Annotated in this window: 20 protein-coding genes; 15 read left to right on the top strand and 5 right to left on the bottom strand. The window is 64.7% G+C overall.

Annotated features, from left to right (window positions below; genetic code table 11):
• Positions 1–16 precede the first annotated feature (16 nt).
• A complete protein-coding gene (locus tag IAQ70_RS15515) occupies positions 17–340 on the top strand; it encodes a DUF2516 family protein (RefSeq protein ID WP_223860158.1) in 324 nt (107 codons plus the stop codon).
• Positions 341–494: 154 nt separating this feature from the next.
• On the opposite strand, the gene IAQ70_RS15510 is transcribed toward IAQ70_RS15515, so the two are convergent.
• Positions 495–1,316 (bottom strand): class I SAM-dependent methyltransferase, encoded by an 822-nt coding sequence (locus IAQ70_RS15510; RefSeq protein WP_190990222.1) that lies wholly within the window; start codon positions 1,314–1,316, stop codon positions 495–497.
• 62 nt (positions 1,317–1,378) lie between these two features.
• Here IAQ70_RS15510 and IAQ70_RS15505 point away from each other — a divergent pair, with 62 nt between their 5' ends.
• Positions 1,379–2,125, top strand: coding sequence for a phosphoglyceromutase (locus tag IAQ70_RS15505; RefSeq protein ID WP_190990221.1), 747 nt, complete (start codon positions 1,379–1,381; stop codon positions 2,123–2,125).
• Positions 2,126–2,200: 75 nt separating this feature from the next.
• Here the strand turns inward: IAQ70_RS15505 and phoU are convergent, their stop codons facing one another.
• Positions 2,201–2,854: a phosphate signaling complex protein PhoU gene (gene phoU / locus IAQ70_RS15500; RefSeq protein ID WP_190990220.1), complete on the bottom strand. Its 654-nt coding sequence runs from the start codon at positions 2,852–2,854 to the stop codon at positions 2,201–2,203.
• A 200-nt stretch (positions 2,855–3,054) separates the two neighbouring features.
• Here phoU and IAQ70_RS15495 point away from each other — a divergent pair, with 200 nt between their 5' ends.
• Positions 3,055–4,263 carry a sensor histidine kinase gene (locus IAQ70_RS15495; RefSeq protein WP_190990335.1) on the top strand — a complete coding sequence of 403 codons (1,209 nt, stop codon included), beginning with the start codon at positions 3,055–3,057 and terminating at the stop codon, positions 4,261–4,263.
• Entirely contained in the window at positions 4,260–4,940 is a 681-nt protein-coding gene (locus tag IAQ70_RS15490) for a response regulator transcription factor (RefSeq protein WP_190990219.1), read from the top strand. Before IAQ70_RS15495 ends, IAQ70_RS15490 begins: the two co-directional genes overlap by 4 nt.
• Positions 4,941–5,064: 124 nt before the next feature.
• Here IAQ70_RS15490 and IAQ70_RS15485 read toward each other — a convergent pair whose 3' ends face one another.
• Positions 5,065–5,613: a hypothetical protein gene (locus tag IAQ70_RS15485; protein ID WP_190990334.1), complete on the bottom strand. Its 549-nt coding sequence runs from the start codon at positions 5,611–5,613 to the stop codon at positions 5,065–5,067.
• 270 nt (positions 5,614–5,883) lie between these two features.
• On the opposite strand from IAQ70_RS15485, the gene IAQ70_RS15480 reads away from it, so the two are divergent.
• The 5 genes from IAQ70_RS15480 (at position 5,884) to rlmB (ending at position 10,324) form a co-directional block, all read left to right on the top strand.
• On the top strand, positions 5,884–6,366 hold the full coding sequence (locus tag IAQ70_RS15480; protein WP_026266570.1) for a CarD family transcriptional regulator: 483 nt from the start codon (positions 5,884–5,886) through the stop codon (positions 6,364–6,366).
• A gap of 131 nt (positions 6,367–6,497) precedes the next feature.
• Entirely contained in the window at positions 6,498–7,280 is a 783-nt protein-coding gene (ispD, locus tag IAQ70_RS15475; protein ID WP_190990218.1) for a 2-C-methyl-D-erythritol 4-phosphate cytidylyltransferase, read from the top strand.
• 2 nt (positions 7,281–7,282) lie between these two features.
• Positions 7,283–7,798, top strand: coding sequence for a 2-C-methyl-D-erythritol 2,4-cyclodiphosphate synthase (ispF, locus tag IAQ70_RS15470; RefSeq protein WP_223860141.1), 516 nt, complete (start codon positions 7,283–7,285; stop codon positions 7,796–7,798).
• 9 nt (positions 7,799–7,807) lie between these two features.
• Positions 7,808–9,265, top strand: coding sequence for a cysteine--tRNA ligase (cysS, locus tag IAQ70_RS15465; RefSeq protein WP_190990217.1), 1,458 nt, complete (start codon positions 7,808–7,810; stop codon positions 9,263–9,265).
• A gap of 69 nt (positions 9,266–9,334) precedes the next feature.
• Entirely contained in the window at positions 9,335–10,324 is a 990-nt protein-coding gene (gene rlmB / locus IAQ70_RS15460; protein ID WP_190990216.1) for a 23S rRNA (guanosine(2251)-2'-O)-methyltransferase RlmB, read from the top strand.
• A 131-nt stretch (positions 10,325–10,455) separates the two neighbouring features.
• Here the strand turns inward: rlmB and IAQ70_RS15455 are convergent, their stop codons facing one another.
• A complete protein-coding gene (locus IAQ70_RS15455) occupies positions 10,456–11,250 on the bottom strand; it encodes a carbon-nitrogen hydrolase family protein (RefSeq protein ID WP_190990215.1) in 795 nt (264 codons plus the stop codon).
• A 137-nt stretch (positions 11,251–11,387) separates the two neighbouring features.
• Between IAQ70_RS15455 and glgX the strand changes: the two genes are divergently transcribed.
• Genes glgX through IAQ70_RS15440 form a run of 3 tightly spaced genes read left to right on the top strand, consistent with a single transcriptional unit; the run spans position 11,388 to position 14,369 of the window.
• On the top strand, positions 11,388–13,499 hold the full coding sequence (gene glgX, locus IAQ70_RS15450; protein ID WP_190990214.1) for a glycogen debranching protein GlgX: 2,112 nt from the start codon (positions 11,388–11,390) through the stop codon (positions 13,497–13,499).
• Between the two features lie 16 nt (positions 13,500–13,515).
• Positions 13,516–14,004: a ribonuclease domain-containing protein gene (locus tag IAQ70_RS15445; protein WP_190990213.1), complete on the top strand. Its 489-nt coding sequence runs from the start codon at positions 13,516–13,518 to the stop codon at positions 14,002–14,004.
• A gap of 8 nt (positions 14,005–14,012) precedes the next feature.
• The gene (locus IAQ70_RS15440) at positions 14,013–14,369 is read left to right on the top strand and encodes a barstar family protein (protein WP_190990212.1); all 357 of its coding nucleotides are present in this window, start codon (positions 14,013–14,015) and stop codon (positions 14,367–14,369) included.
• Here the strand turns inward: IAQ70_RS15440 and glgP are convergent, their stop codons facing one another.
• Entirely contained in the window at positions 14,370–16,988 is a 2,619-nt protein-coding gene (gene glgP, locus IAQ70_RS15435) for an alpha-glucan family phosphorylase (protein ID WP_190990211.1), read from the bottom strand.
• Positions 16,989–17,161: 173 nt separating this feature from the next.
• Here glgP and IAQ70_RS15430 point away from each other — a divergent pair, with 173 nt between their 5' ends.
• From IAQ70_RS15430 to IAQ70_RS15420, 3 genes are read left to right on the top strand one after another with little or no spacing between them, the layout of a single operon-like run.
• Positions 17,162–19,222 (top strand): alpha-1,4-glucan--maltose-1-phosphate maltosyltransferase, encoded by a 2,061-nt coding sequence (locus IAQ70_RS15430; protein ID WP_190990210.1) that lies wholly within the window; start codon positions 17,162–17,164, stop codon positions 19,220–19,222.
• Positions 19,219–21,015 (top strand): maltose alpha-D-glucosyltransferase, encoded by a 1,797-nt coding sequence (gene treS / locus IAQ70_RS15425; RefSeq protein WP_190990209.1) that lies wholly within the window; start codon positions 19,219–19,221, stop codon positions 21,013–21,015. The genes IAQ70_RS15430 and treS overlap by 4 nt, the downstream gene beginning before the upstream one ends.
• 1 nt (position 21,016) lies before the next feature.
• Positions 21,017–24,766 (top strand): 1,4-alpha-glucan branching enzyme, encoded by a 3,750-nt coding sequence (locus tag IAQ70_RS15420; protein WP_190990208.1) that lies wholly within the window; start codon positions 21,017–21,019, stop codon positions 24,764–24,766.
• Positions 24,767–25,026: the final 260 nt, after the last annotated feature.

The following is a 25,026-nucleotide window of genomic DNA, read 5'->3' as shown; positions in this document are numbered from 1 at the left end:
GGTGGACGGTCGAGTGATGATTTCATACGTTGAGACGGCAGTATTTTTTATTCTTGCCTTGGTGGCGCTGTGTCTGGAGGCGTGGGCGCTGCTGGACTGCGTCCGCCACAAGTCCGCAGCCTTTGAAGCCACCGGCAAACGGACCAAGACGTTCTGGCTGGCGCTGACCGCCGGCGCCACCCTCATCGGCGTCATCTCCCTCTTCAGCAGCGGCGGCATCTTCGGCACCCTCGGCCTGTTCGGGCTGGCTGCCGTGGTGGCAGCTTCCGTCTACCTCGCCGACGTCCGCCCCGCCGTCAAGGACGCCGGCCGCGGCGGCAGCCGCCCCTACGGCTGGTGACCGCCCCAACGGCCCCCTTAGCTCGCAAGCTCGCTCAGGGAACCCGCCCCACCGGCACCCTTAGCTCGCAAGCTCGCTCAGGGAACCCGCCCCACCGGCACCCTTAGCTCGCAAGCTCGCTCAGGGAAGCCTGCCGGCGTGGGCCCACGGCGCATCAGTTAGGCGCCACGGCTTCCCAGTCCACCGTCAGCTCACCCAGGCGCCACCGCGACGGCCCGTCCTGAACGGGCCACCCGCCGTCGCGCAGTGCCTTGCACATCGCCTGCCAGCGCTGCCTGCTGCCGAACGAGGCCAGGGGAGCCGATTCCAGCCAGGCCCGGTCCATGGCCTGCATCAGCCGGTGCACCGGTTCGCCGGGGACGTTGCGTTGGATGAGGGCCTTCGGCAGGCGCTCGGCAATGTCCGAGGGCAGGCCAAAGCTGCCGAACCGCACGGACATGCTCAGGGACAGCGGCCGTTCAGCGTCGAGGGCAATCCAGGTCACCCGGCGGCCGATCTCGTCGCACGTCCCGTCAACAAAAAGCCCGCCGGGGGAGAGCCGGTCCTGGACCAGCCGCCAGATACCCGCAACGTCAGCCTCTTCATACTGCCGCAGGACGTTGAAGGCACGGACCAGGACAGGGCGCCCCGGTACAGGCAACTCGAAGCCGCCCGCCTGGAAGGTCAGTCCCGGCCGTTCCAGCGCCTTGGCCGCACGGACCCGTTCCGGTTCGATCTCAATCCCCACGACGCGCACGTCCGGCCGGGCGGCGCGGAGGCGGTCAAAGAGTTCGACGGCGGTGGCCGGCGTTGCGCCGTAGCCCAGGTCAACCACCAGCGGGTCTGCGGCGGCACGCAATCGCCAGGCCTGTGGTCCCGTGAGCCAGCGGTCCACGCGGCGCATCCGGTTCGGGTTGGTGGTGCCGCGGGTGACGTTTCCCACCGGCTTTCGGCCCCGGTTCTGGGAAGCACTCACCCGTTCAGCTTTTTGCACCACGGCCCAACCCTATCTTCGTAACGCAAAACGGGCTGCAGCGTGGCTCGGCTAGGATAAAAATCATGACTTACAAGCTGATTCTGCTGCGCCACGGCCACAGCGAATGGAACGCCAAGAACCTGTTCACCGGCTGGGTGGACGTTGACCTTAACGACCAGGGGCGCGAGGAAGCGGCCCGCGGCGGTGAGCTTCTGGTGGAGAACAGCATCCTCCCCGACGTCCTGTACACGTCACTGCTCAAGCGCGCCATCAACACGGCGAACATCACCCTGGACAAGGCGGACCGCGGGTGGATCCCCGTCAAGCGTGACTGGCGCCTGAACGAACGCCACTACGGCGCCCTGCAGGGCAAGGACAAGGCCCAGACCCTGGCCGAGTTCGGCGAAGAGCAGTTCATGGAATGGCGCCGGTCCTACGACACCCCGCCGCCGCCCCTGTCGGACGACAGCGAGTTTTCCCAGGCCCACGATCCGCGCTACGCGGACCTTGGCGACGCCCTGCCGCGCACCGAGTGCCTCAAGGACGTGCTGGTCCGCCTGCTCCCGTACTGGGAATCGGACATCAAGGAAGACCTGAAGGCCGGCAAGACCGTCCTGGTCACCGCCCACGGCAACTCCCTGCGGGCCCTGGTCAAGCACCTGGACGGCATCAGCGACGACGCCATCGCCAGCCTGAACATCCCCACTGGCATCCCGCTGGTCTACGACCTGGACGAGAACTTCCAGCCGATCAAGCCGGGCGGCACGTACCTGGACCCCGACGCCGCCGCCGAGGCCATCCTGGCAGTGGCGAACCAGGGCAAAAAGTAGGACTTCGCGGGTTAATTGACGACGGCGGGCCGGTCACCTCGAGGTGACCGGCCCGCCGTCGTCCGGGGGTTTGGGCTAGAGGCCCTGCGGCTGCCATTCGCCGGTCACCAGGTAGGTGACCTTGCGTGCCACGGAGACGCCGTGGTCAGCGAACCGTTCGAAGTAGCGGCTCGCGAGGGCAACGTCCACGGTGGTGGCGGGAGTCTCGGCCCAGTCCGGGGAAGCGATCGCCTTGAAGACGCTCAGGTGAAGGTCGTCGATGGTGCTGTTGGCTTTCAGGATGTCACGGGCCACTTCGAGGTCCCGGGTTTCCAAGAGGACGGTGAGCTTGTCGGCGATCAGCTGGTCCTGTTCGGCCATCTTCTTGAACGTTTCCGTCATGGATGCCGGGATCACGTTGGACGGGAAGCGCAGCCGGGCGAGCTGGGCCACGTGCCGGGCAAGGTCGCCCATCCGCTCCAGCGAGGCGCTCATCCGCAGCGAGCCGACGATCATGCGGAGGTCGCTGGCCACCGGACCCTGCAGGGCGAGAATGTCGATGGCGCGTTCGTCCAGGCTGTTCTGCAGGAAATCGATGCGGGCGTCAGCCGCAATGACGTCTTCCGCCAAGTCAACGTCCGCAACCTGGAAAGACGTGGTGGCCTTCTCCATTGCCTCACTGACCAACTTGGAAATCTCAACCAGCTGCTCACCGACCTGAGTCAGCTCTTCCTGAAAAACCTTACGCACGGGGGCGTCCTTTCTCTGGAATCCCGCCCCCAATGGCAGACGGAATTCATGTCGCCGTTCGGCACTCCAACCCGTAACTCTGCCAGCGTGCGGTGAACGGACAGTCTCTTGTAAATGAACGTTAGCTGAACCGTCTGTGCAACGGCCCCGGACGCACCGGCAAGCCACTTATCTCAGCATAAGCTGGAGCTGTGGATCCTATGCTTATCGGTGTCATCGCAGGCCTCGTCGGCCTGGCGCTCGGCACCCTTGGCGTGCTCGCATTCAGGGTCAGTGAAAAGCAGCGCCAATTTGTCGACGTCGACATGGAGGAGCCGTCCCTGCCGAAGGGCGCCGCGGAGGTACTGGCCGTCGTTGGCCGCGCATTTGTGGTGGTGGACGCCGTTGACGGAGTGGTCCGGGCCAGCCCCGCCGCGTACGCCTATGGCCTGGTGCGCGGCCACACGGTGGTCCACAAGGAGCTGCTGGACATGACAGCCGGTGTTCGCCGCGACGGTGTGATTCTGGAGAAAAAGCTCGAGCTCCCGCGCGGCCCGCTGGGACAGGGCACCATCATCGTGCAGGTACGTGCGGCCATGCTTGGGGAGGAATATATCCTCCTGCTCGCCGACGACCGCACCGAGATCACCCGTACGGAAGAGATCCGCAACGACTTCGTTGCCAACGTATCCCATGAGCTGAAGACTCCGGTGGGTGCGATTTCCCTGCTGGCTGAGGCACTGGAATCATCAGCAGATGACGAACAGGCTGTCCGCCGCTTCGCCAAACGGATGCACAAGGAATCAGGCCGGCTGGCCGCCCTGGTCCAGGACATCATCGAGCTCTCCCGGCTGCAGGGCGCCAGCGTGTCCCAGGGGGGCAGCGCCGTGGACATTAACGCAGTCATCGCTGAAGCCGTGGACCGTTCACAGCTGCCCGCTGAAAGCAAGAAAATCCAGATCGTTGTCGGTGAACCCGTAGACGCCACAGTGTTTGGCGACCGGGACCTGCTGGTTACCGCGCTGCGGAACCTGATCGATAACGCCATTCGCTATTCGCCGGAAAACACCAAGGTAGGCGTGGGCGTCCGGGCCAAGGACGGACTCATTGCCGTATCCGTCACGGACCAGGGCGAAGGGATGACCCCGGAGGACCAGGAGCGGGTCTTTGAGCGCTTCTACCGCGTGGACGCTGCACGGTCCCGCCACACCGGCGGCACGGGCCTGGGCCTGAGCATCGTCAAGCACGTTGCGTCGAACCACGGCGGTGAGGTGACGTTGTGGTCCCGGCCCGGCCAGGGTTCCACCTTCACCCTGAGGCTCCCCGAGATGGAGAGCCAGGACGAACCCGATACTCCAGTTGTCAAAGATCGAGCCGTACCCGAGCGTGTTAAAGAGCGCGGCGTACATGAGCAAGGAGCCAGCGCTTGAGCAGGATTTTGATTGTCGAGGACGAAGAGTCGTTCAGCGACCCGTTGTCCTATTTGCTGGGCAAGGAAGGATTCGAGGTCGAGGTAGTGGATAACGGCCTCGACGCGATCACCGAGTTCGACCGGAACGGGGCGGACCTGGTCCTCCTGGACCTGCAGCTGCCCGGCCTGTCCGGAACGGAGGTCTGCCGCCAGCTGCGCCAGCGTTCCGGTGTGCCGGTCATCATGCTGACGGCCAAGGACTCGGAGATTGACAAGGTGGTGGGCCTCGAACTGGGGGCCGACGACTATGTCACCAAGCCATATTCTTCCCGCGAGCTGGTGGCCCGGGTGCGGGCCGTGCTCCGCCGTCAGGGTGAGCCGGAAGAGCTGATCTCCGCCACAGTCCAGGCGGGCCCCGTCCGCATGGACATAGAACGGCACGTGGTCAGCGTGGACGGCGAGCAGGTCCTCCTGCCGTTGAAGGAATTCGAGCTGCTGGAAATGCTGCTCCGGAATTCGGGCCGGGTGCTGACCCGCGGCCAGTTGATCGACAGGGTCTGGGGATCCGACTATGTGGGGGACACCAAGACGCTGGATGTGCACGTCAAGCGGCTCCGGGGCAAGATCGAGCCGGATCCGTCAGCACCGCGCTACCTGGTGACGGTCCGGGGCCTCGGCTACAAGTTCGAGCCGTAGGCCGGGCGCGGCTGGCAGCCGCGCGGCGTTGGCAAACGCACGGCGCTGGCAAACGCAAAAGGAGGGGCTCCCCGGGGAGCCCCTCCTTTTTGCCTTGCTGCTGTTGTCTGGTTGCTGGGGTTGCCTAGTGCGCTGCGGCGGCGCTTGCCGAGGCCGACGGCGACGGCGTGGCTGAAGCGGATCCGGTCGGTTCGCTGCCGGCCGGGAGGTATTCCTTGTACTCGGGCAGCGTGGCGTCCAGGACGGGCATCTTCACAGTCTTATTGACGTTGGTGCCGTCCTCCGTGACCTTGATGTCCACGAGGGAACCGGGAATGCCGCCGCTCGTGCTGAGGATGGCCTCGTCCGTGGAGCCGTTCAGCAGGGTGTAGGAGTTGGCCTTCACCGGGACCTGGGTCTGTGAACCCTTGGCGCCGTTGACGGTGAGCTTCACATCCTGCGAGGAAGAGTTGTAGACGGCACCGATCAGGCGGCCTGGCTTGTCCTCGCCGGCGGAGACGATCAGCATGTTCCGCAACTGCAGCGGCCCCAGGTCCGCGCGGATGCCGTCCGAGGAGGAGTACTGGTGAGTGGTCTGCTGGGGAGTGATGTAGCCGCAGCCTGTCATCGTCGCCAAGCCCAGGGCCAGAACTCCTGCCGCCAGTGCCAGTTTGCCGCTCTGGGCCCGGTTCATCGCAGTGAAACGCACGTCACGTACTCCTCGAGAGTGTGGAAACATTAATCAGCCTTAGCCTAGCGGCAATCAGGCTCAAACGAGGATTCCGCGCGGTCACATTGTCCTTGGCAGCAGGCCCTGCATGCACTATTATCCGCATCCGTCAAGGGGTCGGAGGGGGCCGATTCCGCCCATTTTCCGCGTATTTACGGGGTTCCGGGCCTCGTTCCGGGCCAGTCATATGCCTGAATCGTGATAAACTGGTCTGCGGGAAAGGGGAATGTTTACATGGTATTTGAGGTCGGCGAGACAGTAGTTTACCCTCACCACGGTGCTGCAAAAATTGAAGAAATCAAGATGCGCACTGTCAAGGGCGAAGAGAAGATGTATCTCAAGCTCAAGGTGGCTCAGGGTGATCTGACCATTGAAGTTCCAGCAGAGAACGTTGACCTTGTTGGGGTCCGTGACGTAGTGGGCAAGGAAGGCCTGGAGCACGTATTCGACGTGCTCCGTGCCGAGTTCACTGAAGAACCCACCAACTGGTCGCGCAGATACAAGGCAAATCTGGAGAAGCTTGCTTCCGGTGACGTCATCAAGGTAGCAGAGGTCGTCCGTGACCTTTGGCGCCGGGATCACGACCGGGGCCTTTCCGCAGGTGAAAAGCGTATGCTGGCCAAGGCCCGGCAGATTCTGATTTCAGAACTTGCACTGGCTGAAAAGACCGATGAAGAGAAGGCGGCAAGCGTTCTCGACGAGGTCCTGGCTTCCTAAGAATTGAACCCCGGGGGTGTGTAAGCACCTCCGGGGTTTCTTTTTGCCCAATTCCGGCCCGTCGCGCTCCGCTAACCGATCCCGCCGCGGGGCTCCTCCGGACGGGCCGGGTGGGACGTAGGCTAGAGGCCATGAACAACGGACTGCCCCGCCCTGTCACCGCCGTTATCCTTGTGGCCGCCGGTTCCGGCGAAAGGCTTGGCTACGGAATGCCAAAAGCGGCGGTGCCGCTTGGCGGCGAGCCCATCCTGATGCATGCGCTCCGCGGCGTCGTGGCCTCGGGCGTGTGCAGCCAGGTATGCGTGGTGTTGCCGGCAGACACTGACGGCCTCCAGGGGCCCTTGGAGGAATTCAGGCAGGAACTGGCCGACGGCGGCCCCGTCCTCACCCTGGTGGGTGGTGGTGCCACCCGCGCGGAGTCAGTCCGGGCCGGCATCGAAGGTCTGATCGAGGGGATTGAAGCGGTGCTGGTACATGACGCCGCCCGCGCGCTGACACCTGAGTATGTCTTCCACCGGGTGGTGGACTCGCTGGCCGCCGGCGCCGTTGCAGTCATTCCGGCAGTCCCGGTCGTGGACACGGTCAAGACCGTAACGCGAACGAGCGGCGATGACAGCGCCATCGCGCCGGAACTCGTCACCGGTACCGCCCCGCGGGAGGAACTTCGGTCTGTCCAGACGCCCCAGGGATTCCGCCTGTCCACGTTGCTCCAAGCCCATCAGTCGGCTTCCCGGCTTGATGAGGCGCAGGCCGCCGCGGTCACTGACGACGCCATGCTGGTGGAACTTTTGGGCGTCCCTGTCCATGCCGTCCATGGGTCCACCCAGTCACTGAAAATCACCACGCCCCTTGACCTGATCATTGCCGAGGGTCTGCTGGAAGGCCCTCTCGGCATCCGTTGGGTGGAAGGTTGAGCATGGAGGAAGCACCGATGATCCTGCCGCGCACGGGCATCGGTCTGGACGTCCACGCCTACGCCCCTGCGGAGAACCCCCGTCCGCTGTGGCTGGGCGGGCTGTTGTGGGAAGGCGAACGAGGGCTTGCCGGGCACTCAGACGGGGACCCCGTGGCCCATGCGGCCGCCGATGCACTGTTCTCGGCCGCCGGCATCGGGGACCTGGGTACCCATTTCGGCACGGACCGCCCGGAGTTCGCCGGCGCGTCAGGCGTGACGCTCCTGGCGGAGGCAGCCAGGATTGTCCGGGCGGCGGGGTTTGAGATCGGCAACGTGGCGGTGCAGTTCGTGGCCAACCGGCCAAAGTTCGGGCCACGGAGGCAGGAGTCGCAGGACGTCCTGAGCGCGGCGGCCGAAGCCCCCGTCAGCGTCACCGCCACCACCAGCGACGGGCTGGGTTTCACCGGCCGCGCCGAAGGCATTTCCGCCATTGCCACCGCTCTGGTGTATCCCAGGCAACCGGGCCGGATCGGCTAATCTGGAGCGGTGACCCTCCGTTTTTACGACACCGCATCCGCCGAAGTCCGCGACTTCGTTCCCCTCATCCCGGGAAAGGTGAGCCTGTACTACTGCGGCGCCACGGTGCAGGGCATGCCGCATGTGGGCCACATCCGCTCCGCCATCGCCTTCGACCAGCTCACCCGCTGGCTTGAATACCGGGGCCTGCGCGTCACAGCCGTCCGCAATGTCACGGACATCGACGACAAAATCCTCACCAAATCCGCTGAGTCCTTCGAACCCGGCTTCGAGCCCGGGCCGGACACGGTCCGCGAGGAGGAATGGTGGGCACTGGCCTACCGCTATGAGCAGGAATTCCTGAAGGCCTACGACACGCTGGGCGTCTCCCGGCCCACCTACGAACCCCGCGCCACCGGCCACATCCCGGAGATGCATGCGCTGGTCCAGCAGCTGATTGACCGCGGCCACGCATATCCGGCGCTGGACGACTCCGGCGATGTTTACTTCGACGTGCGGTCCTGGGAGAAATACGGCTCGCTGACCCGGCAGAACATTGACGACATGCAGGGCGCGCCCGACGCTGATCCGCGGGGCAAAAAAGATCCCCGGGACTTCGCCTTGTGGAAGGGCTACAAAGAGGGCGAGCCGACGACGGCGAGCTGGGTTTCGCCGTGGGGTGCCGGCCGGCCGGGCTGGCATCTGGAATGCTCCGCCATGGTCACCAAATACCTCGGCACCGAGTTTGATATCCACGGCGGCGGGCTGGATCTGCGCTTCCCACACCACGAAAACGAAATGGCCCAGTCGCAAGCGGCGGGGCACGGCTTCGCCAACTTCTGGATGCACAACGGCATGGTCACCTACCAGGGTGAAAAAATGTCCAAGTCCATCGGCAACACCATCAGCCCCGCTGAAATGCTGGAGCTCGCCTCCCCGCGGGTGGTCCGGTACTACCTCGGCCAGGCGCATTACCGCTCGGTGCTGGACTACCGCCCCACGTCGCTGGAGGAAGCTGCCGCCGCCGTCGAACGCATTGACGGCTTCATCAGCCGTGCCGTTCGGGCCCTCTCCGACGGCCGCAACTACGCGTTCTTCACGTACGGCAAGGCGCCGGAGGCGTTCGAGCGGGCCATGGATGACGACCTCAACGTGCCGCAGGCACTCGCGGTGCTGCACGAAACCGTCCGCTCAGGCAACACTGCACTGACAGAAGGGCGGCTGGAGGACGCGCGCCAGGCGTTGCACTCCGTCCATGACATGCTCCGCGTTCTCGGCTTGAACGCGGTGGCAACCGGCGCGGTATCGGATGCCCGGGAAACGGCTGCCCTCGAGGTGCTGATCGAAGCCCAGCTCACGGCCCGTGCCCAGGCCCGGGCAACCAAGGACTGGGCTGCGTCGGACGCCATCCGGGACACTCTGAAGGCGGCAGGAGTCGCCGTCGAGGACGGTCCTGACGGCGCCACCTGGAGCCTCCAGCGGGACTGAACCGGCGATTTTACTTGATTCAGTAGACTGGTAAGCAGACTCAGTCAAACAATCAAGGGTGGAACTCTCATGGCCAACAACGGTCGCCGGTCGGTCAAAGCAAAGAAGGGGCCAACCATCGGAACCGGTGGCCACGGCCGCAAGGCCCTGGAAGGCAAGGGCCCCACGCCCAAGGCGGAGGACCGCCCCTACCACAAGGCGCACAAGAGCAAGCAGCTCGCGGAACGTTCCGCTGCCAAGCGCGGAACCGGTGCCCGCAGCGCCGGTGCAGCCCGCTCGGGCCCCAAGGGACGCGCCACCGAGGAAGTGGTCACCGGCCGTAACTCGGTGGTCGAAGCACTCCGTGCCGGCATCCCCGCGAAGGCCCTGCACATCGCCATCCGGATCGAAATGGATGACCGTGTTAAGGAGTCGCTGAAGATCGCTGCTGAGCGCGGCATCCCGCTGCTCGAGACCGGCAAGCCCGAACTGGACCGCATGACCGACGACGCCGTCCACCAGGGCCTCGTCCTGCAGATCCCGCCGTACGAGTACCAGGACGCCTATGACCTGGCCGAGGAAACCGTGGACCGGTGGAAGAAGGGCCACGTTTCGAACGCGCCGCTCTTCGTGGCGCTGGACGGCATCACGGACCCCCGCAACCTGGGCGCGATCATCCGCTCCGTCTCCGCGTTCAGCGGCCACGGCGTCATCGTCCCGGAACGCCGTTCCGTGGGCGTCACCGCCTCGGCCTGGAAGACTTCCGCCGGTGCGGCCGTGCGTGTTCCGGTAGCCCGCGCGGGCAACCTCAACAGCGCGCTGAAGCAGTTCAAGAACATGGGCATCTTCGTCCTGGGGCTCGACGGCGACGGCGACGTCTCGCTGCCCGCCCTCACCCTCGGCACGGAACCGGTGTGCATCGTTGTTGGCTCCGAAGGCAAGGGCCTGAGCCGCCTGGTCCGCGAAAACTGCGACCAGATCGTCTCCATCCCCATCGACTCCGCCATGGAATCGCTCAACGCCTCCATGGCCGTCGGCATCTCGCTGTACGAAATCTCCAGGCAGCGCTCCGCCAAGTAACAACGGCTGTGTGCCGCCCCACCAGACGCTCTCTCACTTAATGTGGGTTCCGACGGGACGCTCTCTCACTTCCTTCGAGAAAGTGCGAGAGCGTTGCCGTTTAAGCCGCGTTAAGTGAGAGAGCGTCTGGGTTAAAACTGGCGGCGGTTGGCCAGCACCGGGAGCTTTTGGCGGGCTTCCTTGACCACGGCGGCGTCCAGGTCTGCGAACAGGAGACCGGGGGCGCCGTCGAGCTCTTCCAGTACCTCGCCAAATGGGGAGACAACCGCCGAATAGCCCACGCCCGTGGGTGCTCCGTTCTTGGCCGGGACGCCCTGGGTGACGGGGTCGCCCTGCCCGCAGGCGAGGACGTACGTGGTGGAATCCAGCGCCCGCGCCCGCGCCAGCAGTTGCCATTGGTCCACCTTGCCCGGCCCGGAGGCCCACGAAGCGCAGATGATGTTGGCGTCCGCACCCCGTTCGGCGTTGGCCATAAACAGTGCCGGAAAACGGATGTCGTAGCAGGTGGCGAGTCCGAAGGTCAGGCCGCCCGTAGCGAATGTCACGGGTTCGGTGCCGGGGTCCACGGTGTCCGACTCCAGGAAGCCGAACGCGTCGAAAAGATGGACCTTGTCATAACTGCTTTCCACCCCGGGCCCGGTTGCGAGCAGAGTGTTGCGCACCTTTCCCGCGGACCCGGGCGTGAACATGCCTGCCACCACCACGATCTCCAACGAGGCCGCAACGCTGCGCACACGGGAGGCCCACGGCCCGTCCAGGGGTTCGGCAATATCCAACAGTGAGTTTCCAAATGCCCGCATGGATGCCTCCGGAAACACCACCATGTCCGCGCCCCCGGCCTTGGCCCTGTGCGCCTCCTGTTCCAGGATGGACAGGTTAGCGGCCAGGTCCCGGCCGCTGATGATCTGAGCCAGCGCAACCCGCACTACGTACCTCCATGTCGACGTTTCCCTCCAGTATGCAACCCTGAGTCGACTCCGGACCCACCCGACGTGGGTTGACGCCCTGCGTCACAAATGCCGGAGTGCGGATGAACAGGCGCTGACAGCTACCATTGACCGTGATGGTTATGCCGCTATTTGACACCGCCTCCACCATGGATGCCTCTTCGGCGCATCCACTTGGGGTCAGCGTTCCGCGCGCCGGGTCCGGGCCGGAGAGCGCCCTGCCGTCCACCGCCAACGTCGCTGTTTACGCGCCGGGCGTCGAAAACCTCGAGATTGCCTACAAACCACCCGGCGGTGAGTGGCGCCGGCGGGCCCTTCCGAATGTCACCAACGGCGTGCATCACGGGATTGTGGAGGATTTCCCCAACGGGTCGCGGTACGGATTCCGTGCTGCCTCCAAGTCCAAACCACTGCCGCTGTCGTTTCCCATGCTTAACCTGGACGACGACGCCGGGCAGCCGCTGCTGCTCGACCCATACGGCCGCGCGGTGGACGAGCGTGAGGGATTCCTGACCAGTGTGCGGATGGCCGGCGATTTTGACTGGGGAGCCGATCAGCGGCCGAGGCTGCACTGGCGCAATACCATCATTTATGAAGCCCATGTCCGTGGCCAGAGCATGCTGCACCCTGATGTTCCGGAGGAATTGCGCGGAACCTACGCAGGCATGGCGCACCCGGCCATCATCGAGCATTTCAAAAGCCTGGGCATCACCTCGGTTCAGCTGCTCCCGGTGCACTTCCACCTCGATGAGCTGCACCTGCAGGACCTTGGCCTGACCAACTACTGGGGCTACAACACGGCAGCATTCTTCGCGCCGCATCCGGACTACGCCACCAAGGCTGCCCAGGAAGCCGGCCCGCATGCTGTGCAGGACGAATTCAAGGGAATGGTCAAGCTGCTCCATGCGGCCGGGCTGGAAGTGATCCTTGACGTGGTGTACAACCATACGGCCGAGGGCGGCCCCGATGGCCCCACCACCAGCTTCCGCGGCCTCGGTGAGGAGACGTATTACCGCACCGATGGCCACGGGAAGTATGTGGACACCACCGGCTGCGGGAACAGCCTGAACTTTGGCCACCCCCGGGTGGTCCAGCTGGTCCTGGATTCCCTCCGGTACTGGGTGGACGAGTTCCACATCGACGGTTTCCGCTTTGATCTGGCTGTGACACTCTGCCGGAACGCGGACAACCACTTTGATCCCCATCACCCGTTCCTGGTGGCCGTGGCAGCCGATCCTGTGCTGTCGGACGTGAAGCTTATTTCCGAACCGTGGGACGTCGGCTACGGCGGCTGGCAGACCGGCCGGTTCCCTGGCGGCTGGGTCGACTGGAACGACCACTTCCGTGACGGCGTCCGTTCCTTCTGGCTCGCCGACCGAGCGGCCATTGAGTCCGGCGGGCAGGGCGGCTCCGTGGCCCGGCTGGCCGATGCCCTGTCCGGTTCGGCCGGGCTGTTTGAGGCATCGGGCCGTTCCAGGCTGGCGTCGCTTAATTTCGTTACTTCGCACGACGGCTTCACCCTCCACGACCTCGTTTCCTTCGACCGCAAGCACAATGAGGACAACGGCGAGCAGAACAGGGACGGCCACGGGGACAACCGCAGCTACAACCACGGTTTCGAAGGCCCCACCGAGGACGAGGACATCCTGGCCCGGCGGGCCCAGTCCCGGCGAAACCTCATGGCGTCGATGATGATTTCGTTCGGTGTGCCCATGATCACCGCCGGTGACGAGCTGGCCCGCACCCAGCAGGGAAACAATAACGCCTACTGCCAGGACAACCCCCTGACCTGGATTGACTGGACGCGCACCCCGGAATCCCACGAGATGCTCCGCAGCACCAAGCGCTTCGTCCGGCTGCGCAAGGAGTTCCTGGCGGGCCAGCCGCACGATTTTCCGGCCCGCGATGAGCAGTCGTATCTTCACTGGTTCGACCACGCCGGACAGCCGATGTCCATGGACCGGTGGAATGATCCGCGGCACCGGGTCATGCAGCTTTTGCTCGGCTCGGACGACGGCACACTGGCAGGCCTCGTGGTGGTCAACGGCAGCGCTTCCGACGTGAAGATCACGCTCCCCGAACTCACCAACGACGACGGTACGCCGCGCCGGATGTTCGAACTGCGGCTGACCACCTCGCCGCTCCACGAGATCCGTCAGGGCGGACGCGTGGCTTCCGGCGAGACCGACCTGGTTGAGGCAAACTCGATCAACATCTACCGCACGTAGCTGCCAGGTAACAGGAATGCGCAACCGCTCTGTCGTTGCCCTGCTGCTGACCGGACTGCTGGCCCTTGCGCTGTTTGTTTTCGGCGGCCCGGGGCTCCTTGAGTCCTTGACGGGAAGTCCGACGCCGGCAGCAAGTCCCAGCGCGGGCCCGGTTCCGGAGGCTCCCGTCCCCGGTCCGGCGGAAGTTTCAGGACCGGCGGCGGTTCCCGCCAACCCTTCCGGCCTGCCGGCGATCAGCGAGTCTGCGCTCCCGGCCGAGGCACGCAGGACACTCGCGCTGATCCGTCAGGGCGGGCCCTACTCGTACAGCCAGGATGACCAGGCCTTCGGCAACTTTGAGCGTATCCTCCCGCGAAAGGCTTCAGGTTATTACCGCGAGTACACCGTGCCCACCCCGGGAGAATCGGACCGTGGGGCCCGCCGGATCGTTGCCGGCGCCGGGGGAGAAAAGTACTACACCCAAGACCATTACGACTCGTTCAAATTCATTGCAGAAGGCAGCTGAACCCCGGTATGAAAATCTACTCCACCGATACGTGGACCATGGAAGAACTGCAGGAGCAGGTGGCCGATGCCGGCCGCCGCAGCCTGAAGGTGCCTGCCGCAGACAGCAAACGAGGGGTCCTCGAAACGTTCGGTGAGGTCCTGGGCTTCCCTGAGCACTACGGGGTGAACCTGGACGCCTTGAACGATTCACTCCACGATTTCGCGGACAGCATCGGCGAAAACGGCAACGCCCCCGTCACCATCCTCTGGCAGGTCGCCGCGGCATTCCGCGGCGACCGTTCCTTCGGGATCATCTGCGAGATCCTCCAGGACGCCGAGAGCTACGCCGGCAGCGACCTGACGGTCGCTGCCATCCTCCTCTAGTCAGGCGTTGACGATCAGCCCCAGTTCGGCCTTTGACGCCAATGCCTCGTGCCGGGGCAGGACGCGGACGGTGTAACCAAACGGGCCGGAGCGGTCGATCACCAGGGAGCCGCTGAACAGGTAACGGCCACCGCCCAGGTCCTCCTTGGGCTGCAGCTCCATCACGGTCACGTCCGCCAGGGTGTCGCTCTCCTCGGCGCGCCCGTAGGCGACCTCCACGGAGACGTCGTCCGGCGTCAGGGTGGTCAACGCCACGTAGGCGTTCACCTGCAGCGTGTCCCCGATCTGCGGATCCTCGGATACGCCCACGGAGTCAACGTGCTCCACGTGGAGCAGCGGCCAGGCTGCACGCACCCGGGCAGTCCACGCAGCAAGGGACCGCGCCTGCGAGTAGGAGTCGGCCCCCGCCTTGCGACCGGCCTCCGCCGCGGGCCGGTAGAGAACATTGACGTAGTCATGCAACATACGGTCCGCGGAAACGGCTGGGCCGAGGTGCGACAACGTGTGCTTGATCATGGACACCCAGTGCGTCGGTACTTTCTCGGCCCCGGTGCTGGACGGGCCTGCAGCGCCGGCGCTGTCGGACACCGTGCTGCCGTAGAAGCGCGGCGCCACCTGGGTTTCCAGGAGTTCGTACAGCGCTGCCGCCTCAATGTCGTCGCGTTCTTCGGGGGACGCATCATTGTTCGCCGTGGGGATCGCCCAGCCGTTTTCGCCGTCGTACATCTCATCCCACCAGCCATCCATCACCGAGAGGTTCAGCGAACCGTTGATGGCGGCCTTCATGCCGGAGGTGCCGCACGCTTCCAGGGGACGCAGCGGGTTGTTGAGCCAGACGTCGCAGCCCGGGAACAGCGTCCTAGCCATGGCGATGTCGTAGTTCGGGAGGAACGCAATCCGGTGACGGACTTCGGGGTCGTCAGTGAACCGGACCAGGTCCTGGATCATCTTCTTGCCGGCGTCGTCCGCAGGGTGGGACTTTCCGGCGATCACCAGCTGGATGGGGTGTTCCGGGTGCAGCAGCAGTGCCTTGAGGCGGTCCGGCTCGCGCAGCATCAGGGTAAGCCGCTTGTAGGTCGGGACGCGGCGGGCGAAGCCGATGGTCAGCACGTCAGGGTCGAGCACGCTGTCTGTCCAGCGGAGTTCAGCGTCGGCCGCGCCGCGCTTCTTCCACGCGGCCCGGAGCCGGCGGCGGACGTCGTCCACCAGGGCCGAGCGCATTTCGCGGCGCAACGCCCAGACGTCGGCGTCGCTGACGTTGTAGGCCAAGTCCCAGCGGCCTTGGGTTTCGGCCTCGGGGCCGAACTGTTTCCGGGCGAGTTGGGAGATCCGGCTGTCAACCCAGGTGGGCACGTGGACGCCGTTGGTGACGGACGTGATGGGCACCTCGGAGTGGTCAAAGCCTGGCCATAGTGCCGAGAACATCCCGCGGGACACTTCACCGTGCAGTTTGGCCACGCCGTTGGCCCGCTGGGCCAGCCGGAGTCCCATGACGGCCATGTTGAAGACTGACGGGTTGCCGTCGGCGTAGTTTTCGCGGCCCAGCTCCAGGATCCTGTCCACAGGCACGGCGGGCGCCAGCCCGGCCTGGAAGAAGTGCTGGATCTGGGCAATCTCAAAGCGGTCGATCCCGGCGGGCACCGGCGTGTGGGTGGTGAACACCGTGGACGCCCGTCCAGCGGCAAGCGCTTCGTCGAAAGTCAGGGCAGCTTCCCCGGACATCAGCTCCTGGATCCGCTCGATGCCGAGGAAACCGGCATGGCCTTCGTTGGTGTGGAAGACCTCCGGGGCCGGTGTTCCCGTGAGGCGCTGGTAAGCGCGCAGTGCCTTCACACCGCCCATGCCCAGCAGGAGCTCCTGCTGCAGCCGGTGGTCCCCGCCCCCGCCATAGAGCCGGTCGGTAACGCCCCGCGCGGCGTCGTCGTTGCCCGGAACGTTGGAATCCAGGAGCAGCAACGGAACACGCCCGACGTCGGCACGCCAGATGTGTGCCAGGAGGCGCCTGCCGTTGGGAAGCGGCAGGGTGATCTGCAGCGGCCGGCCGTTGTTGTCAGGGGACGGTTCGCGGAGCAGGGTCAGGGGCAGGCCATCCGGATCGAGGACCGGATATGTTTCCTGCTGCCAGGCGTCACGGGACAGTGACTGCTTGAAGTAGCCGGCCTGGTACAGGAGTCCAACACCGATGAGGGGCACGCCAAGGTCGGACGCCGCCTTGAGGTGGTCGCCGGCCAGGATGCCCAGGCCGCCGGAGTACTGCGGCAGTACCTCGGTGATACCGAATTCGGGTGAGAAATAGGCGATGGCGGCGGGAGCATCGGCGCCGAGGCCCTGGTACCAGCGCGGCTGGTCAAGGTAGCGGTCGAGGTCCTCAGCGGCGGCCCGGACGCGCTCCACCACGGATTGGTTCGCGGCCAGGGCCTGGAACTCCTCGCGGCTGACCCGGCCCAGGAAGCTGACGGGATCCTGCTCGCTTTCCTCCCATTTCCGCGGGTTCAGGCTGGCGAAAAGTTCCCGGGTGGGCCGGTGCCAGGACCAGCGCAGGTTGGTCGCTAACCGGACCAGGGGCCTGATCGGCTCGGGGAGGACGGTTCTGACGGTAAATCTGCGGATTGCCTTCACCTGCGCCACACTAACCGACAACCTCAACAGCGGGAACTGCTTTTGCTTTCTTTTAGGTAAATGACAGTTGACGCCGCAGATAAGACGAATCGCCGTGACAAAAAACCATGCAGGCTTAGCAATCTGGACCATTTCTCGCTAACGTCTAGCATGTGACGACTAACTCAGGAACCATGGCCGCCTCCAAGAAAAAGCCGAAAGGCAAGATCACCGACGGGCTCAGGTTTGGCCGTTTTCCAATCACCGCCGTACAGCCTGTGGTCGAGGGTGGGAAATACCCTGCCAAGGCATTGCCGGGTGAAGGAATCGTGGTTGGTGCCACTGCCTTCCGGGAAGGCCACGACCAGCTCGGCGTCACCGCCGTCCTCCTGGATCCCCGCGGGAAGGAACGCCAGCGCGTCCGGCTGGCGCCGCCCAGGGGGGAACGCGGCCTCGGCACCGATCGCTGGGAGGGCATCCTCACGCCGTCGGCCGTTGGAAACTGGACTTTCTGCATTGAGGCCTGGCACGACCGCTACGGAACCTGGCACCACAACGCCGAGGTCAAGGTTGCTGCGGGCATCGATGTGGAGCTGATGCTCGCCGAAGGCGAGGCACTTCTCGCTGACGCGGCCGACGACGTCTCCCGCAACGCGTCGGACCGGCGCACCCTGCGCATGGCTGCTTCGATCCTGGGCAACACCTCCCTCACCGAGGAGGAGCGCCTCGCCGGCGGCTTCAGTGCGGATGTGGCTGCTGTGGTGGAACGCCAGCCGATCCGTGAACTGGTCACGGTGTCCGAACAGTTCCCGCTGATGGTCGAGCGCGATCTCGCGGGCCGCGGAGCCTGGTACGAATTCTTCCCCCGGTCCGAAGGTGCCGTAAAGGACCACACCACCGGGGTCTGGACTTCAGGTAACTTCCGGACGGCGGCAAAGCGGCTTGACGCTGTGTCCGCCATGGGCTTCGACGTCATCTACATGCCGCCGATCCACCCGATCGGCGTACAGCACCGCAAGGGCCCGAACAACACGCTCATCGCGGGTCCGCACGATCCCGGCTCGCCGTGGGCCATCGGCGCCAAAGAAGGCGGCCACGACGCCATCCACCCGGACCTCGGCACGTTCGAGGACTTCGACGCTTTTGTGGCCCGCGCCAATGAACTCGGCCTGGAAGTCGCCCTCGACCTGGCGCTGCAGGCCGCACCGGACCACCCGTGGGTGGAATCCAACCCGGAATGGTTCACCACCCGGGTGGACGGCAGCATCGCCTACGCAGAGAATCCGCCCAAGAAGTATCAGGACATTTTCCCGCTCAACTTCGACAATGATCCTGAAGGGCTGTCCAAGGAGATCCTGCGGGTAGTGCAGTTGTGGGTCAGCCACGGCGTCAGGATCTTCCGAGTGGATAACCCGCACACCAAGCCCGTGTGGTTCTGGGAGTGGCTCATCGCCCAAGTCAACAAAAAAACACCCGGCGTGGTGTTCCTTGCAGAAGCATTTACCCGACCCGCCATGATGCACGCCCTGGGCCGGGCCGGCTTCCAGCAGTCCTACACCTACTTCACGTGGCGGAACACGAAGGAAGAACTGGAAACCTATTTCGCCGAGGTCAGCCACGAGTCCCCTGCATACTTCCGCCCGAACTTCTTCGTCAACACCCCGGATATCCTCACCGAATACCTCCAGTTCGGCGGTCCGGCGGCATTCAAGATCCGTGCGGCGCTGGCCTCCACCGCCAGCCCGCTCTGGGGCGTGTACGCCGGCTACGAACTCTACGAGCACGTTGCCCGCCCGGGCGCGGAAGAGTACATCGACAACGAAAAGTTCGAGTACAAGGCCCGCGACTGGGACGCCGCTGCGGAGTCGGGCCGCACGCTTGCCCCGTACCTGACAAGGCTCAACAGCATCAGGCACGCCCACCCGGCGCTCCAGGACCTGCAGAACCTGACGGTCCACCACAGCACGGATGACGCCACGGTGGTGTACTCCAAACACAAGACCCTGCCGGATGGCACCAAGGACACCCTCATTGTGGTGGTCAACGTGGATCCGCACGCCACCAGGGAGAGCACGGTTTCGCTGGATCTCGCCGCTTTGGAACTCGACCCCGAGGACCTCTCGCCCAACGGCGGGTTCCGGGTGGAGGACCTCATCACCGGCGAAACCTGGGAATGGGGCGAATACAATTACGTCCGCCTGGACGCGCATGTCGAACCCGCACACATTCTGAGCATCAGGAGATCGCATCAGTGAGTTTTAATCCGCAGAGTTCCAGCCAGCATTTCACCCCCAAAAGCACGTTTGAACTGAACGCCCCGGGCTTGGCCCACGATCCTCTGTGGTATCGGAAGGCCGTGTTTTACGAGGTGCTTGTCAGGGCGTTCGCGGATGCCAACGGGGACGGCTCGGGCGATTTTTCGGGCCTGATTGACCGGCTGGACTACCTGCAGTGGCTCGGTGTGGACTGCCTGTGGCTTCCGCCGTTCTTCCAGTCGCCGCTGCGGGACGGTGGCTATGACATCTCGGACTACAACTCCGTGCTGGACGAGTTCGGCACCATCAGCGATTTCAAGCGGCTGGTTGCCGAGGCCCATGCCCGCGGCGTCCGGGTGATCATCGACCTGCCGCTGAACCACACCTCGGACCAGCACCCCTGGTTCCAGGAATCGCGCAAGGACCCTGAGGGCCCGTTCGGCGACTTCTATGTGTGGAGCGATACCGACGAGAAGTACCAGGACGCCCGCATTATTTTCGTGGACACGGAGGAGTCCAACTGGACCTTCGATCCCATCCGCCGCCAGTTCTTCTGGCACCGATTCTTTAGCCACCAGCCTGACCTGAACTTCGAGAACCCCCGGGTCATCGAAGCGCTCTTTGATGTGGTGCGGTTCTGGCTGGACCAGGGCATCGACGGGTTCCGGGCCGACGCGATCCCCTATCTCTTCGAGGAGGAGGGGACCAACTGCGAAAACCTGCCGGCCACGCATGATTTCCTGCGCAAGCTGCGGGCCATGGTGGATGAAAGCTACCCCGGGCGCGTCATCATCGCGGAGGCCAACCAGCCGCCCAATGAAGTGGTGGAGTACTTCGGGACAGCCGAGGAACCCGAATGCCACATGGCCTTCCACTTCCCCATCATGCCGCGGCTCTACTACGCCCTGCGCGACCAGAAGGCCGCCCCCATCATCGAGACGATGCATGACACCCCCGAGATTCCCGAGGGGGCCCAATGGGGGACGTTCCTGCGGAACCATGATGAGCTGACCCTGGAGATGGTCACCGCCGACGAGCGCGCGGCCATGCTGGGCTGGTACGCCCCGGACCCGCGGATGCGGGCCAACATCGGTATCCGCCGCCGCCTGGCTCCGCTGCTGGACAACTCCCGGGCCGAGATCGAGCTGATCAATGCCCTGCTACTGTCGCTGCCGGGCAGCCCGTTCCTGTACTACGGTGACGAGATCGGCATGGGGGACAACATCTGGCTGGAGGACCGCGATGCGGTTCGCACGCCGATGCAGTGGAATCCTGACCGTAACGCCGGATTCTCCAACGCCGATCCGGGGAAGCTGTACCTGCCCGTCATCCAGTCGCTGGTGTACAACTACAACATGGCGAATGTGGAAGCCGAAGCCGCGCACTCCGGGTCATTGCTGCGCTGGACCCGCCAGATCCTCAGCGTCCGTAAAAACCATCCGGCTTTCGGGCTGGGCACCTTCAAGCACGTCGAGGCCGACCATGACGCCGTTGTGTCCTACCTTCGGGAACTTTCGGACGACAACGCGGCAGGGGTGCCCGGGGAAGTGATCCTGTGCGCGTTCAACCTTTCCCAGCACCCGGTCGCTGCGAAACTGCGGATTCCGCAGTACGCCGGCCGCGGACTCCGCGACGTTTTCGGCGGCCAGCCCTTCCCCGGGATTGACGAGGACGGATCCTTGACCCTGACGCTGGGAAGCCACGACTTCTTCTGGCTGCGGGTGCGCTCGGCAGCGTCGAACCCCTCGTCGCCCCAGACGCAAGCGCTTCCCATCCTGCCGATCAGGAACTGATATGACCCAGCCGATTCTTACAGCCGAACTCACTGACGTCCTGCGGGAATGGCTCCCGCGCCAGCGCTGGTTCCCGGTAAAATCAGGCGAAATTTCGCTGGAGCAGGCAGGCGGCCTGAGCCTGGAGGATCCGGCCGGGCAGGCTCGCCTGGAGGTCTTCCTGCTGGCCGTTTCTTCCCGGACAGCCGACGGCGGACAGCGGACGGATGTGGTCCAGGTTCCCTTGAGCTTTCGCGATGCCCCGCTCACAGGCGGTGACAACGCGTTGGTGGGCCGGGCTCCGGACGCCGGGATGGCCTGGATTTACGACGCCGTGCATGATCCGTCCTTTGTGTCCGCCTGGCTGGAACTGGTCCGTTCGGAGTCGGCCTCGCGGGCAGGTGCGGCGACCGGCCACCGGACGTCCTCGAACCACCGCCTGCCCACTGCCCACGGCATGGTCAAAGTCCTTGCCGGTGAGCAGTCCAACAGTTCCGTGATCGTTGACGACGGCGACTCCGCGGCAATCGTAAAGTTCTTCCGTGTGCTCTCCGAGGGCACAAACCCGGAGGTCGAGGTGGGTGCGGCCCTGACCGCAGAGGGTACCTCGGAGGTCCCTGCCACCCTGGGCTGGGTGCGGGGGGAGTGGCAGACGGCCGCGTCGCAACCGGCCGCGTCGCAACCGGCGGGGGAGACCCTGCCGGGTCCCCGCCAGGCGCAGGGCGAACTGGCTGTTGCGCATGAATTCCTTGCCGGTGGCCGCGACGCCTGGCGCCTCGCAGTGGACGCCGCCCGTACCGGAGCAGACTTCACGGCGGAGGCACGCGCCCTCGGCGCGGCTACTGCCACCGTCCACCGCAGGCTGGCTGCTGCGTTTGGAACCTCCGTTGAGGCGGTCCCCGGCCAGGTGATTGCGCCCGGGGTAGCCCAGCGCGTGCGGCAGGCATGGGCGGAAGCCGCTGCCGCCGTCGGGCCCTATGACGAGCCGCTGCAGGCACTGTTGGGCAAGCTCGACGGCGTCAAAGCAGGTCCTCTGCAGCGGATCCACGGTGACCTCCACCTCGGGCAGATCCTGCAGGTCCCCGGCCAGGGCAGCGAAGCCGGCCGCTGGGCCATCCTCGATTTTGAAGGCGAGCCCCTCCGGCCCATTTCGGAACGCAATTTCCCCGACGTCCCGCTTCGGGATGTGGTGGGGATGCTGCGCTCCTTCGACTACGCGGCGGGCGCGGCTGAACGGGAATACCAAGGGGCCAGGGTTCCGGCATCCTGGGTCGATGACTGCGCGGACGCGTTCCTCGCCGGCTATGCCTCCGTCACGCCGGGCACCATCGACCGTGCTTCGCCGCTCTTTGTGGCATTGTGGCTGGACAAGGCGCTCTACGAAGTTGTTTATGAATTGCGGAACAGACCTGACTGGCTGGCCATTCCAGCGAATGCGTCCAGGCGGCTCCTCAGCGTTAAAGGCTCCGGCGATCATGCCAGGGCAGCATCGGAAGGTATCAACATGACAGGTTCAGCACCCACAGACAGGCCGAGTGTGCCGCTTCACGTGGACCCGGATACTTTAGGCCAGGTGGCAAACGGCGAGCACCATGCGCCGCACTCCGTGCTCGGCGCCCACTTGGACAGCCATGGTCACGTCACGGTCAGGACGCTCAAGCACCTGGCGGAGTCCGTCAGTGTTGTGACCGCAGCCGGTCCGGTTCCCATGACCCACGAAGACCACGGCGTCTGGGTGGCTGTAGTGGAACCGCTGGAGGCTGGCCACGTGCCGGATTACCGGCTGGAAGTTACCTACCCCGGTGCAGAACCTGTGACAGTGGACGAGCCGTACCGCTACCTGCCCACGGTGGGCGAAGTGGACCTGCACCTAATTGGCGAGGGGCGGCACGAGAAGCTTTGGGAAGTCCTTGGCGCCCACGTCCAGCACTACAAGTCCTCGTTGGGTGACGTGGACGGCGTTTCCTTCGCCGTCTGGGCACCGAACGCCCAGGCCGTCCGCGTCAAAGGGGACTTCAACGCGTGGGACGGCCGCGAAAACTCGCTCCGCTCGCTGGGGTCATCAGGCGTTTGGGAAGTCTTCATCCCCGGCGTTTTAGCAGGGGCGTGCTACAAGTTCGAGATTAGGACCAAGTACGGCAACTGGGTCGAAAAGGCGGATCCTCTGGCGTTCGGCACCGAGGTCCCGCCGCTGACAGCCTCCAGGGTGGTTGAGTCTTCCTATGCGTTCAAGGACGCCGAATGGATGGAAGCACGCGCCCAGCGTGACCCGCACAATTCGCCGATGAGCGCCTACGAAGTCCACCTCGGATCCTGGCGCCTTGGCCTGGGCTACCGCGAGTTGGCCAAGGAGCTGGTGGACTACGTCAAATGGCTGGGCTTCACGCACGTTGAGTTCATGCCGGTGGCCGAACACCCCTTCGGCGGTTCCTGGGGCTACCAGGTGACGTCCTACTTCGCTCCGACGTCCCGCTTTGGCCATCCGGACGAATTCCGGTTCCTGGTGGACTCGCTGCACCAGGCCGGCATCGGTGTGCTGCTGGACTGGGTCCCGGCGCACTTCCCCAAGGACGCCTGGGCGCTGGCACAGTTTGACGGCGAACCCCTGTACGAGCACGCCGACCCGAACCTGGGCGAACACCCGGACTGGGGAACGCTGATCTTCGACTTCGGCCGGACCGAGGTGCGGAACTTCCTGGTGTCCAACGCGTTGTACTGGCTCGACGAGTTCCACATCGATGGACTCCGGGTTGATGCCGTGGCCTCGATGCTGTACCTGGACTACTCACGCGAAGAGGGTCAGTGGTCGCCCAACCGTTTCGGCGGACGGGAGAACCTGGAAGCCATTTCCTTCCTCCAGGAAGTCAACGCCACCGTTTACAAGACCCACCCGGGCGCGGTGATGATCGCCGAAGAGTCCACGGCTTTTCCCGGCGTCACCGCCCCTACCAGCCACGGCGGCCTTGGCTTCGGGCTCAAGTGGAACATGGGGTGGATGCACGACTCCCTCAAGTACGCCTCCGAGGAGCCGATCAACCGAAAGTGGCACCACGGTACGGTCACGTTCTCCATGGTCTACGCGTTCACCGAGAACTTCCTGCTTCCCATCAGCCACGACGAAGTTGTGCACGGCAAGGGCTCTATGCTCCGGAAGATGCCGGGGGACCGCTGGCAGCAGCTTGCCAACCTGCGCGCCTTCTTTGCGTACCAGTGGGCGCACCCGGGCAAGCAGCTCATATTCATGGGCACCGAATTCGGCCAGGAGGCTGAATGGTCCGAGCAGCATGGACTCGACTGGTACCTGGCCGACATTCCGGCGCACCGCGGAATGCAGCTGCTCACCAAGGACCTGAACGAGATCTACAGCTCGACGCCGGCCCTCTACGAGCGGGACAACGAGCCGGGTGGGTTCCAATGGATCAATGGCGGGGACGCCGACCGCAACGTTCTGACCTTTATTCGCTGGGACAAGGACGGTAACCCGGTGGTCTGTGCCATCAACTTCTCCGGCGGCCCTCACGTGGGGTACGCGCTCGGCGTTCCGGCAACCGGGGCCTGGGGTGAAGTGCTCAACACCGACGCAGAGGCCTATGGCGGATCGGGAGTTCTCAATGCCGGTCCGCTGACTGCCACAGACAAGGGGCTCGATGGTCAGCCGGCAACGCTGACCGTGACGTTGCCGCCACTTGGCGCAGCGTACTTCAAGCCCAGCACCGTGCCAGCCGTTGGGCAGCCCGCCGCTGCGCAGGTAGCTGTGAAGCCGGTCTCTTAAAACCCGAAGGAAAAGCCCGGAATCCCTTGAGATTCCGGGCTTTTTCGTTGGATGATGGAGGTGTAGTACCGGGCTGTCCTGGGGCCGGGTGGCCAACCCTGAAAAGTGGTGGTAGAGTTTATTTCCGCGCTGCTCCACGGAGTCAGACCGAAAAAACCGACACGAAAGCCCAAGGGCGTTGAGAGTCGCGGACGCCGGTTTGACAAGAGTGAGAACAGCCGGTAAGTTTGAAAAGTTGCTCCGGAGCGATCCACGGCTGT

This window comes from Pseudarthrobacter sulfonivorans (genome assembly GCF_014712225.1).
Lineage (GTDB): Bacteria > Actinomycetota > Actinomycetes > Actinomycetales > Micrococcaceae > Arthrobacter > Arthrobacter sulfonivorans.
The sequence above is the reverse complement of the archived record's forward strand: the minus strand, read 5'-3'. Positions and strand labels throughout refer to the sequence as shown.